The organism is Paenibacillus sp. FSL R7-0163, from assembly GCF_037969975.1.
GTDB classification, from domain to species: domain Bacteria; phylum Bacillota; class Bacilli; order Paenibacillales; family Paenibacillaceae; genus Paenibacillus_AQ; species Paenibacillus_AQ odorifer.
Window position 1 is genome coordinate 1,404,476 of the sequence record NZ_CP150224.1, and the last position, 15,714, is coordinate 1,420,189.

A 15,714-nucleotide genomic window follows, 5' to 3' on the forward strand; every position below is an offset into this window, starting at 1 on the left:
ATTTAATGGGGAAGGGGATGTTATATATTTTCAGAATCTATGAGATTTCTACTTCTCATGATATCTTTAATAATTTCAATGAAATCCGGTAATGCATGGGCATCAACCGCTAGCTCATAGATTCTTAGTAAATCCTCGTCAGATATCGATTCCAGGGATGAGGGGCGTGGAGAGGGATGAAAATAGTAATTCATTATGATCCTCCATCATTAATTGTTTTTATTATAGGTTTATCTATATGGTATCATTTGGAATAGGATCCGTCTCCTGTCATTCATCCTACGAATTTATCTTTACATTTGAGGATTATTATGGCATAATGTGCGATTTTGAGGAAAATGCTAAAAAGTTTCAATTTTTAATAAAATAATCCCGGCATGTGTGAACATGCCGGGATTATTAAAAACTGAATTTTATTCTGACGGTTTTTTCTTTTGTGAAGCAAGATACTTCTTAAGGCGAGGTTCATTGGATTCCGAAACAGTAGTGAACTGCGTACCTTGATTAAAGCATACAATCTTCCGCCCGGGATCATAGCCTTCTATGTTGTTGATATTGACGACATTGCTGCGGTCAAGGCGTTCGAATCCCTTACCCTCATACGCTACGGAAAGATCGGAAAGCGTGGTGGGGAGAATAAATTCGCCTTCTTTCGTATGGACGAATATTGTATTTTTATAATTCGAGAAATACAATATATCTTCCTCTAGAATATCACTAGAGGAACCGTCTTTCTGTAAGACACGCATCTTTTCCCCATCCTTGTTTAATTACTTGCGCAGTTCTTTTGGAATTTCAGGGCTGTAAGCTGCTGGTTTTAGAATTTTTGTAAAAACTTGAGCAGAAGTACCCAGTAGGTTAGAAGCATAACGAGCTAAGGTTTTTTTCATCTGATTGACCTCCTTTGTAATGGGATTATAACTGTAAAGGATTGAACTAAAAATGCCAATCCAATGACAGACGAATGGATCCAAAAATTCAAAGAAACCAGAATTATGGAAATGATCTTTAAACCCAAATACCATTCTTTGGGGATTTGAGCATTAACATCAGGATTCGGAGCACATAAGATCATTACAAGTAAAGAAAAAAGATTAATCCAAATCAAATGGTTATGTATTAGATAGGTAATATGAGGGATAAGTGAACAGATAAAGATAGATACAATATTGCAGGACCTTGCGGATTTTAAATGCACACCACCAGATGACATTCTTAGGAGTATGAAACTGAATAAGGCTAAGAATGTTTCTTTTAGCTGTCCAGTGAGCCCGCCAATGCATAATGAAGTCATAATAATTAATAAAGTATTCAGAATAATGCTAAGGGCATAATGCATGATTTCAATAGAATGCGTTTGCTCTGGATTACTTTTCTTAATGAACTCAACAATTTTAAGAGATAAATGATTCATAATTATTTCTGTCCTTTTTGTATGAGAAATATAGATATCCCCATAATAGTATTCCATAGAGAAATGGGATTATGAAAAAGAAACGAGATTCAAAAAAGTAGTTGAGTGAAGTAACGACAATTATTGTAGGAAGATTAAGAGCGAATAATATTTTTTCATTAGTCGTTGGTTTAATTTTTACATCGGGTTTATCAGGTACAAAGTCATATCCAATACGTTTATGACCTACATACATACCAATGAGAATCGCGGTTAATGCTGATAAAACCTGCATTGTGATCATGTTTTTGGTAATCGGGTTCAAGATATTTAGAGGCATGATGATTACAGAGTTTAATAGATACATAAGACTGGTCTGAATCACCAAGTATGCTTGATAGGTCATCCCGGTTAATATAGAAGCGTAGAAGGGATGAATCCGGAATAACATCCACATAAAACAAAACATTAGTGCATATTGTGAGAAAATATCTAATGGAAACATCCCATAGTTGATCCTAATTGTATAAGAAGAAAAGCCCATAATAAAACTAGCAAACACCATCTCTTTATGATATAGATCAATTTTGAAGATTTTGAAAGCCAGAAAAAACATTGCATAAGTCTCTAGTATTGAAAATATCATAAAAAGAATAAAATCTAGCATGCCGACACTCCCGATGACTTCTAGTTTAACCAACCCTATTATTGCAAGTATCGTATAAAATGAGCTAAAATACAACAACTACAGTATAATTTTCCTCCTATTTTTTCAAAAAAATTCAAAATGAGAGGGGTTTAGACATGGGTCGACGTCCAGAAAGCAGTGAGTATCTCGAAGAATTATCAAAATATGTCGATTTAGTGCCAGCTGAAGGAGACATCATTACTATTTTTAGAGAGCAGACGGATGAGATTTGCACTTTTATTTCGAATCTAACGGAAGAACAAGGGGACTATCGTTACGCTCCGGAGAAATGGAGTATCAAGGAAATGGTCGGACATCTGGCTGATACCGGAAGAATCATGTCCTACCGTTTATTGTGCATCGCCAGAGGGGATACGACTCCACTGCCGGGTTTTGAAGAGAAAGACTACGTACTTACCGCCAATTTCGAAGCGCACACTTTAAAAGTATTGCTGGCCCATTACAAGCTTGTTCGAGAATCGACATTACTCCTAATGGAAACTCTGCCGGAGGAAGCATGGATCCGGAAGGGAACGGTTAACGAGACTACTCTTTCTGCGAGAGCTCAGGCCTGCATTATGATTGGACATGACCATCATCATTTGAATATTCTTAAAGAAAGATATTTAGGGTAATATCTTCTTAATCAAAAAAGCATTCCATCAGCCTTTATGGCTTTGGGATGCTTTTTATACACGGCTATAGCGGTGGATTCTTGTGACATTTACGGCATACCGGATAGTAAGCTTCATTGCCACCAATCTGGATTTGCTTGCCGCTATATACGGGCTTGCCGTTTTCTACTCTTAGAGCCATAGTAGCTTTGCGCTCGCAGAACCAGCAGATCGTCTTCATTTCCTCGATTTTATCAGCGTAGATCAGCATATATTTGCTGCCTTCAAATAACTGATTCTGAAAATCATTTTTAAGTCCGAAGGCCATTACCGGAATGCCCAGCTCATCAACGATACGCACTAGCTGGAGAATACATTCCTTGCTTAGAAATTGACATTCATCAATAAGTACACAGTGTGGTTTAGGTTGGTTACTGCTGACGATATTATAAATATCTGTGTTCTCATCGATGGGGATCGCTTGTTTCCGAAGCCCAATACGAGAAGAAATAAAACCAACCTCGTCCCGGTCGTCTATGGATGGAGTGAAAATAAGCACCGATTTCCCCTGCTCTTCATAATTATGTGCAACCTTGAGTATCTCAATAGATTTACCACTGTTCATTGCTCCGTATTTGAAAAACAATTGTGCCACTTCCATCTATCCTTTCGTAAAAACCATTGATTATATCTTAAAAATGCGACCATATTAGAGTATCATATTCGGATCGGATGTATCCAGTGAAAACATTGCGATTGATTGGATGTGGTATGATAAGAGGTAATAAGAGATGGGAAAGGAAGTAATAAGTGTGACTGAAAGATTAGACGAATATAAGGAACGGTTAGCTCTTTTGCAGCAGAATGGAGATTTATCCAGTGACACTGAAAGCTTGCTGGAAGAAATGATGGCGGATTTGGTGGAATTGAATCGGAGTAATAAAGCACTGCGTCGAGCAATTCTGAAAACTGGACAGGCTTCCACGATGTCAACTCGGTTAAGGGATGCACTGTACGAATAGAAAAAGAGGGTATGCGAATGGCTTTGATTTTCTCTTTTCTCAAAAAATATAAGGTAGCTGCAATAGCTGCCCTTGTAATGATGCTCATTGAATTGACGGTAGAATTATCACAGCCTTTGATCATTTCCAAAATCATTGACTTAGGGATCCGAGAAAAAGATACCTCTGTAGTATGGCTGTGGGGCAGTATATTGATCGGCAGCGCGGTAGTTGCGTTTACAGCCGGGGTACTCAGTTCTTTTTTTGCTGCCCATGCAAGTCAGAGCTTTGCGTTCGATCTTAGGGACAAATTGTACGAAAAGGTACAGTCTTTTACGTATGAAGTATTCAATCGTTTTGCTACCTCGTCACTGATTACCCGTCTGACTGGTGATGTATCACAGCTGCAGGATACTATTTTTATGAGCTTGCGCTTTATGACACGGGTGCCACTTGTTGTGGTAGGCAGTGTGATTATGGCGTTAGTTGTTCATGTGAAGCTGGGATTACTGCTGACGGTGGCGTTACCTTTGTTGATTTTTTTCCTCTACTGGATTATGAGAAAAGCTTCCTTGTTATTTCGTACGGTCCAGCAGCGTTTAGACGGAGTTAATGGCGTGATTCAGGAGAATCTTACGGGTATTCGCTTGATCCGCGTATTTGTGCGTATGGGGTATGAGATTGAACGTTTCACGGTATTTAGCGGGAATTTGATGAGATCAACGGTGTCTGCCTTGCGTTTGACTGAGACGACGATGCCTTTTGTTATGCTTATTGTGAATGCGGCGATTTTGGCGATTTTATGGTTTGGACGGATAGCCATTTCCAATGGGGATGCTACTTTGGGTCAGACTGTTGCTGTTATTAATTACTCCTTGCGAACGATTGGAGCACTATCAGCGATATCTGGTCTTGTTGTAACGTTTTCCCGCGCTCGGGCCTCCTCTCAGCGTGTTTCAGAAGTTATGGAAGCGGGAGCTGGAGTTCATGAAGGCGGGACTTTGCAAGGCGAACCGATTCAGGGCCACGTTAAATTTGAAGGCGTTTGCTTTAAGTATCCTAATAGTGATATCTCTGTCCTGGAGGACATTCATTTTGAAGTAGCTGCTGGTGAGCGAGTAGCGATTATGGGGGCGACCGGATCTGGAAAATCCTCACTCGTGAGTCTGATTCCGCGCTTGTATGAAGAGACTGACGGCACCATTTGGATTGACGGTGAAAAAAGTGCTGATATTGATATTTTCAGACTGCGGAGATCGATAGGTTATGTGCCTCAGGAATTGCAGCTTTTCAGCGGATCAATCCGCAATAATATTGCATGGGGCAATGAACACGCCACACTGGAACAAATCCAACAAGCAGCGGCGGCTGCACAAATTCACGAGACGGTAAAAGGGTTGCCGGATGGCTATGACACGATGCTTGGTCAACGAGGGGTTAATCTCTCCGGCGGACAAAAGCAGCGGTTAACGATTGCCCGCGCACTTGTTAGGAAACCGGCTATGTTGATCCTTGATGACAGCACCAGTGCACTTGATGCGGTTACGGAAGGGCTTTTGCTGGAGGCGCTAAAGGATATCTCCTGTACAACCTTTTTGATTACTCAGAAAATCAGTTCAACGGCATCAGCCGATTTGATCCTGTTGCTGGATGAGGGACGATTAATTGGCAAAGGCTCGCATAAGGAGCTTATGGCAAGCTCCGAGCTGTACCGCAAGATTTATGAATCACAGGTAGAGGAGGCGAAGCAGCATGTTCAAAGCATTAATTGAACCTTTTCGTCATCCTAAACCGAACTTTGAACTTGGCGTGGGACGAAGTCTAGGGACAGCATCTGGCGGCAAACCCAAAGCAAAGGCGAAGGATTGGTCAGGGACGCTGATCCGGATCTGGAGTTATCTAGCTGAGCGTAAAGCCAAGCTTATTCTTGTACTGATCATGGTTGTCTTCAGCTCAGCGCTAGCGCTGCTGGGGCCATACATGATTGGCAGAGCGGTGGATAATTATCTGGAAGGTACCGGCGGGCGCTCATGGGTTGTTTTTCTGACAAGCCTTGCTTGTGTGTACATTTTTTATTCTCTGACTTCTTGGCTGCAAAACATATGGATGATCGAAATTGCTCAAGAAACTGTATTACGGATGCGTACGGAGCTATTCTCCCATTTACACCGTCTGCCCATTTCCTTTTTTAATCGGAGACAGCAGGGAGAAATTATGAGCCGTCTTACCAATGATATCGAGAACGTCAGCTCTACGTTGAATAGCTCGGCTATTCAGATATTTTCAAGTGTCTTAACCTTGCTGGGAACCGTAGGGGTTATGCTGTGGCTTAGTCCCTTGTTGACGCTGCTCACATTCCTCGTCGTGCCTTTGATGTTGTTAGGCATGCGCTGGATTACACGCCGTACAGGTCCACTATTTAAAGAACGTCAGCGCAATGTAGGGGAGCTTAACGGTTATATTGAGGAGACCTTATCCGGACAACGGATTATCAAGGCTTTTTCACAAGAGGAACGGGTCATCTCCGGTTTTCATGAACGCAACAAGCGAATTATGCTGTCAGGTTACTGGGCGCAGTCCATTTCTGGTTTCATCCCCAAGCTTATGAATGGTCTTAATAATCTCAGCTTCGCCATTGTTGCAGGAATTGGTGGTCTGCTTGCGATCCGTGGGTCGATTACAGTGGGTGTGATCATCGTATTCGTTGAATATACCCGCCAGTTTACTCGTCCGCTTAATGATTTAGCGAATCAGTGGAATACCTTGCTTTCAGCGGTGGCAGGGGCAGAACGGGTGTTTGAAGTGCTGGACGAAGAGACCGAGGCTAAAGATGAAGGTGCAGCCATATCACTTGAAACTGTACAGGGTGCGGTGAAGTTTGAAAATGTAGCTTTTTCTTATGATGGAGGTTCTAACACGCTGCAGGATATCAGCTTTGAAGCGAAGCCTGGTGAGATGATCGCTTTAGTTGGACCTACCGGTGCAGGCAAAACAACGCTAATAGGGCTGTTATCCCGTTTTTATGATCCTAATCAGGGGAAAATCACGCTGGATGGCTTAGATATCACTTCGATTCGGCGGGAAAGCTTGAGAAGTCATATGGCCTTTGTATTGCAGGATTCCTTTTTGTTCAAAGGGAGTATCCGCGATAACATCCGGTACGGGAGGCTGGATGCGTCCGATGAAAAGGTTGAAGAGGCGGCTAAGCTGGCCAATGCCCATTCTTTTATTATGCGAATGCCCGAAGGTTATGAACGGATGCTCTCGGCGGATGGCAGCGGTATAAGCCAAGGGCAGAAGCAGCTGCTCTCCATTGCGAGAGCGATTCTTGCTAACCCCTCTATGCTTGTGCTTGATGAAGCAACCAGCAGTATTGATACAGTGACCGAGATCAAGATTCAGGAAGGGCTGCAGGCGCTGATGAAAGGGCGAACGAGCTTCGTCATCGCTCATAGACTTGGCACGATTCGTGCGGCTGATCGAATTCTTGTGCTTCAGGGCGGCAGATTATTGCAGCAAGGCTCTCATGAAGAGCTGCTGAAGCAAAGCGGACTGTACAGTGAGTTGGTACAGGGGCGGCGGAAAGAGGCGCTTGATAAGGCGGGTATTTAAGAAAAAGGCGAGAATTTTCAGGGAGCGCAGATTGCGTCCATGAAGTTCTCGCCTTTATGTTATTTGTGATAGATAACGAGCACCAGATCGGGTGAGCTGGGAGGGTTTGAATGTGGGGAAATCTATTGTACAAATTACAATCAGCAGGGTAATAAGGCTTGATTGTGTGCGATTCGAGATTCATATGATCAGATGAACAAATGATGAGATGAAAATGCTGATTCTAAGTTTAGTATAGCATCTTAAGAGATCGTTTCCTGCGTTCCGGCTTGTTTCGCCTTTTGCTTCTCCTTGAACCTTGGACCTACGTAATTCTTCTTACGGTCCCTAGCCAGAATCCAGCCACCAAGGAAAGTCATGCCAGCTGCGAAGAGCAGCAATCCACCACCGAAATGCAGCCAAGCAAAGTGGGGCACAACGGTATCATCACCATGCATGGATATGTAATCAAAAATATCATCCTTCATCATAAGGAAGCCCTTCATTGCTATTAAGCCCGGAAACACAAGAATAAGGATGGCAATGAAGCGTGAAATTAACAGTTTCATAAGTGTCTCCTACCCCTCTTAGCCCTTTAGATTCACCCATATGATAACGCTTTAGCAAGAAAAAGTCCATTTGCATATGACGTTTATAAGTTTTGTAATAGAGCAAAAAGAGAGTACAATATACTAAGTAAAATGAACTTACGTGTAATGACTGGAGGATACATATCATGACAATTTCATGTGACGTGGCCATACTTGGCGGAGGTACTGGAGGGTATGTGGCGGCTATTCGCGCTGCACAGCTTGGAAAGTCCGTTGTCGTCATCGAAATGGACAAACTGGGAGGAACCTGTCTGCATCGGGGCTGCATTCCTAGTAAATCACTGCTCCGTAGTGCAGAGGTATATGCTGAAATCAATGAGAGTGAGAGCTATGGCATTGAGACAAGCGGTGTACAGCTGGTATTCCCAAAGGTACAGAAACGCAAAGAAGCTGTAGTTGAGCAACTTCATCAAGGCGTACAATATTTGATGCGCAAAAATAAAATACAAGTTGTCAAAGGTAAAGGGCGCGTAACGGGTCCTTCTATTTTTTCTCCGCGCAGCGGTGCTGTAGCTGTGGAACTGGAAGATGGGGAGATGGAAACAGTAGTTTCCAGCCATCTTATTATCGCTACGGGCTCACGCCCACGAGTATTGCCTGGTCTCGAACCAGACGGGAAAGTGATTCTTAGCAGTGATGAAGCGCTCACGCTCGAAGAGCTGCCATCTTCTATCATTATTGTGGGCGGCGGTGTAATTGGTGTCGAATGGGCTTCAATGCTGGCTGATTTTGGAGTGCAGGTGACTGTGGTTGAAGCGGCAGGTCAGTTACTGCCTCAAGAGGATGAAGAGATAGCTAAGGAACTGCAACGGTTGTTGAAAAAGCGTGGTGTTAAGGTACTGACTGAAACTACAGTGGATGCTGCAACCTGCCAGGTAACGGAGGATGGAATTTCGATCGAAGCCCGTAAGGGAGAGCAAAGTCAAAGCCTATCCGCAGAAAAATTGCTTGTATCCGTAGGCAGAGTGGCCAACATCGAGAATATTGGTCTTGAAAACACAGATATTCGCTTTGACAAAGGGATTATTGCTGTAAACGCTAGTATGCAGACGGCAGAACCGCATATTTATGCGATTGGTGACTGCATCGGCGGGCTTCAATTGGCTCATGCAGCCAGTCATGAAGGGATTATGGCGGTTAACCATCTATCTGGTGAGAAGCTACATCCTTACCATACACATTTAGTACCACGTTGTGTCTATACTCGGCCTGAGGTAGCAAGTGTGGGCTACACCGTGAAGGAAGCTAAAGAGCTTGGACATGATGTAGTGATTGGCAAGTTCCCATTTTCGGCCATTGGCAAGGCAATTGTATATGGCCAGAAGGACGGATTTGTCAAAGTTGTTGCCGATCGTAGCAGTGGAGATATTCTTGGTGTGCAGATGATTGGTCCTCATGTGACCGATTTAATTGGAGAAGCGGCCTTGGCACAGCTTCTGGATGCAACACCTTGGGAGATTGGTGAAGCTATACATGCTCACCCTACCCTTTCGGAGATTATCGGAGAAGCAATGTTAGCTGTGGATGGAAGATCTATTGGATTTTAGTTTTTCTTAGCTTTTCTTTTTGGGTAGAAAGGGATTATAATATACTCAAGCCAAGTCTTAGTACCAGGTTTTAAGATCAGGGCACAATTGGTCTTAATTCCTGTAAGACTTCAGGCTTTATGAATAAGGAGGTATCTCTTTATGGAATCCCAAGGTACTGTAGAAACGATTAACAGACATAAGCAGCTTGGACTTAGTGACGGCCAGGTCATCGATATGTACAGATATATGTCGCTCGCTCGTAAATACGATGAGCGCAGTCTGCTGCTTCAGCGCGCTGGCAAGATCAACTTTCATGTCTCCGGCATAGGCCAGGAGGCGGGTCAGGTGGCGGCGGCGTTCGCGCTGGACCGGCAAAATGATTATTTTTTACCGTATTACCGCGATTATGCTTTCGTGCTCTCAGTGGGTATGACTACACGCGAACTTATGTTGTCCGTATTCGCAAAGGCAGAAGATCCAAACAGTGGTGGGCGGCAAATGCCAGGTCACTTTGGCAGCAAACGTCTGCGTATTGTGACAGGGTCAAGCCCTGTAACCACGCAGGTCCCTCATGCGGTTGGCTTTGCTCTGGCGGCCAAAATGCAGAAGAAGAAATTCGTCTCATTTGTAACCTTCGGTGAAGGTTCCAGCAATCAGGGGGATTTTCATGAAGCTTGTAACTTTGCCGGAGTGAATAAGCTGCCGGTTATTATCATGTGCCAGAACAATCAGTACGCAATCTCTGTTCCTGTTCATAAACAGTTAGGCGGCAAGGTTAGCGACCGTGCGCTGGGTTATGGATTTCCTGGTGTGCGTGTAGACGGAAACGATCCGCTTGAGGTTTATCGTGTCGTTAAGGAAGCGCGGGAAAGAGCCCTCGCGGGTGAAGGTCCTACGCTGATTGAAGCGATGATGTACCGTTTGTCTCCACACTCCACCTCAGATAATGATCTGGCTTACCGGACCAAAGAAGAGGTTGATGAGAACTGGAAGAAGGACGGCGTAGCAGGATTCCGTAATTACTTGATCGGTCTGGGATTGTGGAGTGACGAGCAAGAACAAGATCTTGCTGCTGAATGCAATCTTGAGCTTAAAGCGGCTATCGAATATGCCGATAATGCTCCGTTCCCGAAACCGGAAGACACACTGCTGCATGTATACAGTGATTCCGACCTCAAAGGAGGGGCATAAACCATGGCTATAATGGAATATATCGATGCCATCAGGCTCGCGATGAAGGAAGAAATGGAGCGCGATGATTCCGTGTTCGTGCTTGGTGAGGACGTTGGTCTCAAAGGTGGCGTATTTACCACAACTAAAGGTCTACAGGAACAGTTTGGCGAAGAGCGGGTTATGGATACACCCCTCGCTGAATCAGCGATTGCTGGTGTAGCCATCGGAGCAGCTATGTACGGAATGAAACCAATTGCTGAAATGCAATACTCCGACTTTATGCTTCCAGCGACGAATCAAATCATTAGTGAAGCGGCTAAAATCCGTTATCGTTCAAATAACGATTGGAGTTGCCCGGTTGTCATTCGTGCCCCTATTGGCGGCGGGGTGTTCGGCGGTTTGTATCATTCACAGTGTCCAGAATCGATTTTCTTTGGTACACCTGGATTGAAGATTGTAGCGCCTTACTCCGCTTATGATGCTAAAGGTTTGTTGAAGGCAGCCGTACGTGATCCTGATCCGGTTCTTTTCTTTGAGAACAAAAAGTGTTACAAGCTGATCAAGGAAGAAGTGCCGGAAGGGGATTACACCGTTCCAATTGGCGAAGCTAATCTGTTGCGTGAGGGAACGGATATTACGGTGATTGGCTACAGTCTTCCGCTGCATTTTGCTATGCAGGCTGCGGAAGAATTGGAACGCGAGGAAGGAATTACAGCACATATTCTTGATCTGCGTACCTTGCAACCGCTGGATCGTGATGCGATTATTGCTGCTGCCCGTCAGACCGGTAAGGTATTGATTGTGCATGAAGATAATAAAACAGGCGGAATTGGCGGCGAAGTGGCGGCCATTATCGCTGAGCATTGTCTGTTCGAGCTGGATGCACCGATCTTCCGTCTCTGTGGTCCCGATGTTCCGGCGATGCCAATCAGCCCGCCAATGGAGAAGTTTTTCATGCTAAGTAAAGAAAAAGTGAAGGCGGAAATGCTCCGGCTAGCACAATATTAATTTGTTAAGTAGATGCGAAGCTTCCTAAAACTCAGGTGATGCTTACGAAGCTTCGTAAAACTTTAAGAATATGCTTACGAAGCAAGTTTTACTATGTAGTCTTTCTAAGAGTCAATGCTTCGTAAAACTTTTAAGGAGTGAAAAGATGTCTGACAACCAAAAGTTGACTGACGTGATCATGCCGCAGCTGGCGGAATCGCTAGTATCGGCGACGATCGGCAAATGGCTGAAGAAACCGGGCGATCCGGTAGAGCAATACGAACCAATATGTGAGCTTATTACTGATAAAGTAAATGCGGAATTGCCTTCGACTGTAGATGGAGTTATGGGTGAGCTTTTGGCGGAAGAAGGTCAGGTTGTTAATGTCGGCGAAGTGATTTGCCGTATTGCAGTTCCTGTGGCTGCCTCTGCTGCTGCTCCAAGTACGAATCAGACGACAATTGCATCGAATGCTTCTAATGATGTTGCAGGGCAGAAGTCCACTGCAAATGCTGGCGATTCGATGCGTGCTCGTTATTCTCCTGCAGTACAGACACTGGCTGCTGAGCATAACATTGATCTATCGTTGGTTACTGGTACAGGTATGGGTGGCAGAATTACCCGTAAAGATGTGCTAACCTTCTTAGAAAAAGGTGGAGCTACATCCGCAGCTTCAACTCCTGCTAGTCAGCCTGCCCCGTCTGTATCACAACCACCAGCTCCACAGTTTGTTCAAACCGAAGTGAAGAAAGCGGAAGAGCCTCTTCGCCATTCCGGGCTACATTTGAGCGAATCTCCGCGTATTCCAACGATAGAGGTTGAGGGTGGACGAGGAAGCAGTTCGGAATATCTGATTGATGTAACACCAATCCGAAACACAATTGCAACAAGAATGCGCCAGAGTGTCTCGGAGATTCCACATGCTTGGACGATGATTGAGGTGGACGTGACTAATCTGGTAGCGCTGCGCAATAAACATAAGGAAGAATTCAAGCGCAAGGAAGGCATCAATCTAACCTATCTGGCTTTCATGATGAAGGCTGTTGTGAGTGCGATTAAGGATTACCCGATTATGAACTCTGTCTGGGCTGTAGACAAAATTATTGTCAAACGTGATATCAATATCTCGTTAGCGGTAGGTACAGAAGATTCGGTTATCACTCCTGTGATTAAGAAGGCTGATCAGAAAAATGTCGCTGGGTTGGCTCGTGAGATTGATGAATTGGCACAAAAAACACGCGAAGGCAAACTTAGTCTGGAAGATTTGCAGGGAGGGACTTTCACTGTAAATAATACAGGCTCGTTTGGCTCCATTCTTTCTTATCCAATCATTAACTATCCACAAGCAGCGATTCTGACCTTTGAATCGATTGTGAAAAAGCCTGTGGTCATCAATGATATGATCGCTGTTCGCTCAATGGCTAATATTTGTCTGTCCCTGGATCACCGGATTCTGGACGGAGTCATTTGTGGCCGTTTCTTGCAACGCGTCAAGGATAATATAGAAGGATATACACCGGACACTAAGCTCTATTAATGAATAACTAGCCAAACTGTGCAGGCAGGAGACTGGAAAAGGGGACCTGACGGTATGAAAAATACGGATTTTCGTAAGCTGCAGATTTCATATGACCCCATTATGGAGTATGGGACTGCCTGGGAGCTGCAAAAAGAAAGTGTGCATGCCATTGATTCTGGCGAGCAGCCGGAGCGACTTATTCTTTTGCAGCATCCGCCTACCTATACTATCGGTTCACAAAATCATCCTGAACATCTTCTCTTGGATCAAGAGCAGCTCGAAGAAAAAGGAATCGCGCTGTTTGAAATCGATCGCGGAGGAGATATTACATATCACGGACCAGGTCAGCTTGTAGGTTATCCGATCCTTAAGCTCGGAGAGGATGGCAAAGTGGATTTGCATGGGTACTTGCGCAGTCTGGAGGCTGTTATTATTGATTATTTGGCATCCTACGGAATTGTCGGAGATCGTAAACCGGAGTATACCGGAGTATGGGTTGGCGATGAGAAGATCTGTGCTATTGGTGTGAAGTTTAATAAGAGTAAATTTCGAAGAGGTTTTATTACCAGTCATGGTTTTGCTTTTAACATTTCTGAGGGGATTGCGGCGCGCGGGTTTCAAGGGATTATTCCATGCGGGATCACCGATTTTGGAATAACTTCTCTAGAGGAATGTGCAGGTCGTCGATTTGAGCTTCAAGAGGTGGCTAGAGAGCTGGTCCCATATTTCTTGAAACATTTTCCATATGAAGAGCTGATGGATACTTTCTGTGATATGGCAAAGGCTGATTAAGAACAAACGTGCAGGCCAAATAGCGGCAAGGTGTTCCTAGCCGCTATTATTAATGCTTCCTGAGCAATGTTTAACCTGCAAGGAACGGCTCGATAACCATAAATAGCGTAGAGGCAATCATGGCAAACAACATGACGTAGATGAAGATCTTGAACCATTTATTACGTTGCATGGGTAACTCCTTTAGATTTAGTTTAAGTTATTAACATGAAGATGGTAATGCCGTACAACCATTGTACCGTATTCACGAAAGAGAGGGAAGTCCAGTGATTTCACAAGACCGATTGATTCAGGAGTTTATGGAACTTGTCCAAGTTGATAGCGAAACAAGAAATGAACGGCAGATTGCCGATGTCCTTAAGAGTAAGTTTAACGCACTGGGTTTAGAAGTGCTCGAAGACGATTCCCAGGAAAGAACCGGACATGGAGCAGGTAATCTATTCATTACCTGGCCAGCTGAGAATGGAGGAGCTGCTCCAAAGCTTCTGTTCACTTGCCATATGGATACGGTTGTTCCCGGACAAAATATCAAGCCTACACTTGGTTCAGATGGATGGATTACAAGTGATGGCACTACGATTCTTGGAGCCGATGACAAAGCAGGGCTTGCTGCGTTGTTCGAAGCCATTCGTGTTATCCAAGAGCAAAAGCTTCCGCATGGTCAGATTCAATTCGTGATTACAGCGGGTGAAGAATCTGGATTGCTGGGCGCACGTTCGATGGATCCAAGTAACTTGGATGCTGACTTCGGCTTTGCACTTGATTCCAATGGTGAAGTTGGAGCGATTGCGGTGGCAGCACCGACACAGGCTAAAATCACGATGCAAATCTTTGGGAAATCGGCTCATGCTGGCGTGAACCCTGAGGACGGCATCAGCGCAATTCAAGTCGCTAGCAAAGCGATTGCAGCCATGAAGCTGGGTCGTATTGATAATGAAACCACAGCGAATATTGGAAAGTTCGCTGGCGGCGGCCCAACGAATGTAGTGTGTGATCACGTTCAGTTGGATGCAGAAGCACGCAGTATTGTGCAGGAGAAGGTAGGCGATCAAATCGCTTCGATGCGCGAAGCACTCGAGACAACTGTGCGGGAATACGGCGCAGAATGCGAATTCCGCAGTGAAATCATCTACCCTGCTTTTAGCTTTAATGAGCATGATGCAGTAGTGCAGCTTGCACAGCGGGCCATTACTTCTATGGGGCTTACTCCACGTCTGTTCCACTCTGGCGGAGGTAGTGACGCTAATGTATTCAACGGTCTAGATGTTCCGACTGTTAACCTTGCAGTGGGTTATGAACATATCCATACTACCAAGGAACGGATTAAAGCCGAAGATATCGTTAAAGTGGCTGAACTCGTTGTGAATATTGTAAAAGAGAGCGCAAAGGGCTAATTGCCTTATAAAACAGCAGAGCAGCGATCTTACCGTAACGGAGGATTGCTGCTCTGCATTTTTTTATGGGGAGTTTAGTGTAGCACTATCAAGGTAAATCCAAAAAAAGTCATGCGACCTCTAACGCCGCTTTTGGCGAGTCTCGAAGTAGAAATTTTCGGAATGCTCCGATGAAGTCTTCATGCCAGTAGCTACACTGGGGTCATAGGCATATCGATGTACAGAGAGCGATAGTGCCAAGTCCGCCCCCTCTCTTGAGACTAAAGGACCCAGATGACGCTATAAGCAATATTATCGCCATTTGAGCAGAATTTCGGACACCAGTGCAGCTATTCCTTAGGAAGAGGAGCATATAGTGTGTTTTTCATGCTGATAGCGGCAATGGAGTCCGATAGCATAGCAAAAGTGGGGAAAACGTGTGT

General features: G+C 44.5%; 16 protein-coding genes. 10 read left to right on the forward strand and 6 right to left on the reverse strand.

The genetic code is table 11. The features are described 5' to 3' along the window. Positions 1 to 413: 413 nt before the first annotated feature. From NST45_RS06120 to NST45_RS06130, 3 genes are all read right to left on the reverse strand, one after another. Positions 414 to 749 carry a LytTR family DNA-binding domain-containing protein gene (locus NST45_RS06120; protein ID WP_036676016.1) on the reverse strand — a complete coding sequence of 112 codons (336 nt, stop codon included), beginning with the start codon at positions 747 to 749 and terminating at the stop codon, positions 414 to 416. 21 nt (positions 750 to 770) lie between these two features. Continuing rightward, positions 771 to 890, reverse strand: a complete 120-nt coding sequence (locus NST45_RS06125; RefSeq protein WP_139329854.1) for a cyclic lactone autoinducer peptide — start codon at positions 888 to 890, stop codon at positions 771 to 773. Positions 891 to 1,394: 504 nt separating this feature from the next. Further along, positions 1,395 to 2,060 carry a hypothetical protein gene (locus NST45_RS06130; protein WP_139332061.1) on the reverse strand — a complete coding sequence of 222 codons (666 nt, stop codon included), beginning with the start codon at positions 2,058 to 2,060 and terminating at the stop codon, positions 1,395 to 1,397. 137 nt (positions 2,061 to 2,197) lie between these two features. Here NST45_RS06130 and NST45_RS06135 point away from each other — a divergent pair, with 137 nt between their 5' ends. Then, positions 2,198 to 2,716: a DinB family protein gene (locus NST45_RS06135; RefSeq protein WP_076213649.1), complete on the forward strand. Its 519-nt coding sequence runs from the start codon at positions 2,198 to 2,200 to the stop codon at positions 2,714 to 2,716. 64 nt (positions 2,717 to 2,780) lie between these two features. Here NST45_RS06135 and NST45_RS06140 read toward each other — a convergent pair whose 3' ends face one another. Further along, a complete protein-coding gene (locus NST45_RS06140) occupies positions 2,781 to 3,350 on the reverse strand; it encodes a thymidine kinase (protein ID WP_036676019.1) in 570 nt (189 codons plus the stop codon). A 136-nt stretch (positions 3,351 to 3,486) separates the two neighbouring features. Between NST45_RS06140 and NST45_RS06145 the strand changes: the two genes are divergently transcribed. Genes NST45_RS06145 through NST45_RS06155 form a run of 3 tightly spaced genes read left to right on the forward strand, consistent with a single transcriptional unit; the run spans position 3,487 to position 7,308 of the window. After that, the gene (locus NST45_RS06145; protein WP_036676022.1) at positions 3,487 to 3,717 is read left to right on the forward strand and encodes a hypothetical protein; all 231 of its coding nucleotides are present in this window, start codon (positions 3,487 to 3,489) and stop codon (positions 3,715 to 3,717) included. A gap of 17 nt (positions 3,718 to 3,734) precedes the next feature. After that, positions 3,735 to 5,468: an ABC transporter ATP-binding protein gene (locus NST45_RS06150; protein WP_038572489.1), complete on the forward strand. Its 1,734-nt coding sequence runs from the start codon at positions 3,735 to 3,737 to the stop codon at positions 5,466 to 5,468. After that, positions 5,449 to 7,308 carry an ABC transporter ATP-binding protein gene (locus NST45_RS06155; protein WP_076213645.1) on the forward strand — a complete coding sequence of 620 codons (1,860 nt, stop codon included), beginning with the start codon at positions 5,449 to 5,451 and terminating at the stop codon, positions 7,306 to 7,308. The genes NST45_RS06150 and NST45_RS06155 overlap by 20 nt, the downstream gene beginning before the upstream one ends. Before the next feature lie 242 nt (positions 7,309 to 7,550). Here the strand turns inward: NST45_RS06155 and NST45_RS06160 are convergent, their stop codons facing one another. Beyond that, a complete protein-coding gene (locus tag NST45_RS06160) occupies positions 7,551 to 7,856 on the reverse strand; it encodes a DUF2627 domain-containing protein (protein WP_038572486.1) in 306 nt (101 codons plus the stop codon). A 167-nt stretch (positions 7,857 to 8,023) separates the two neighbouring features. Here NST45_RS06160 and lpdA point away from each other — a divergent pair, with 167 nt between their 5' ends. The 5 genes from lpdA (at position 8,024) to lipB (ending at position 13,898) form a co-directional block, all read left to right on the forward strand. Further along, positions 8,024 to 9,445, forward strand: coding sequence for a dihydrolipoyl dehydrogenase (lpdA, locus tag NST45_RS06165; RefSeq protein ID WP_038572484.1), 1,422 nt, complete (start codon positions 8,024 to 8,026; stop codon positions 9,443 to 9,445). Positions 9,446 to 9,586: 141 nt separating this feature from the next. Then, positions 9,587 to 10,618: a thiamine pyrophosphate-dependent dehydrogenase E1 component subunit alpha gene (locus NST45_RS06170; protein ID WP_036676031.1), complete on the forward strand. Its 1,032-nt coding sequence runs from the start codon at positions 9,587 to 9,589 to the stop codon at positions 10,616 to 10,618. A 3-nt stretch (positions 10,619 to 10,621) separates the two neighbouring features. Continuing rightward, positions 10,622 to 11,608: an alpha-ketoacid dehydrogenase subunit beta gene (locus NST45_RS06175; RefSeq protein WP_036676034.1), complete on the forward strand. Its 987-nt coding sequence runs from the start codon at positions 10,622 to 10,624 to the stop codon at positions 11,606 to 11,608. Between the two features lie 145 nt (positions 11,609 to 11,753). Next, positions 11,754 to 13,124 (forward strand): dihydrolipoamide acetyltransferase family protein, encoded by a 1,371-nt coding sequence (locus NST45_RS06180; protein ID WP_076213641.1) that lies wholly within the window; start codon positions 11,754 to 11,756, stop codon positions 13,122 to 13,124. 54 nt (positions 13,125 to 13,178) lie between these two features. Beyond that, positions 13,179 to 13,898 carry a lipoyl(octanoyl) transferase LipB gene (gene lipB / locus NST45_RS06185; RefSeq protein WP_036676046.1) on the forward strand — a complete coding sequence of 240 codons (720 nt, stop codon included), beginning with the start codon at positions 13,179 to 13,181 and terminating at the stop codon, positions 13,896 to 13,898. Between the two features lie 70 nt (positions 13,899 to 13,968). Here the strand turns inward: lipB and prli42 are convergent, their stop codons facing one another. After that, the gene (prli42, locus tag NST45_RS06190) at positions 13,969 to 14,070 is read right to left on the reverse strand and encodes a stressosome-associated protein Prli42 (RefSeq protein ID WP_094872112.1); all 102 of its coding nucleotides are present in this window, start codon (positions 14,068 to 14,070) and stop codon (positions 13,969 to 13,971) included. A 94-nt stretch (positions 14,071 to 14,164) separates the two neighbouring features. On the opposite strand from prli42, the gene NST45_RS06195 reads away from it, so the two are divergent. After that, a complete protein-coding gene (locus tag NST45_RS06195) occupies positions 14,165 to 15,292 on the forward strand; it encodes a tripeptidase T (RefSeq protein WP_036676047.1) in 1,128 nt (375 codons plus the stop codon). Positions 15,293 to 15,714: the final 422 nt, after the last annotated feature.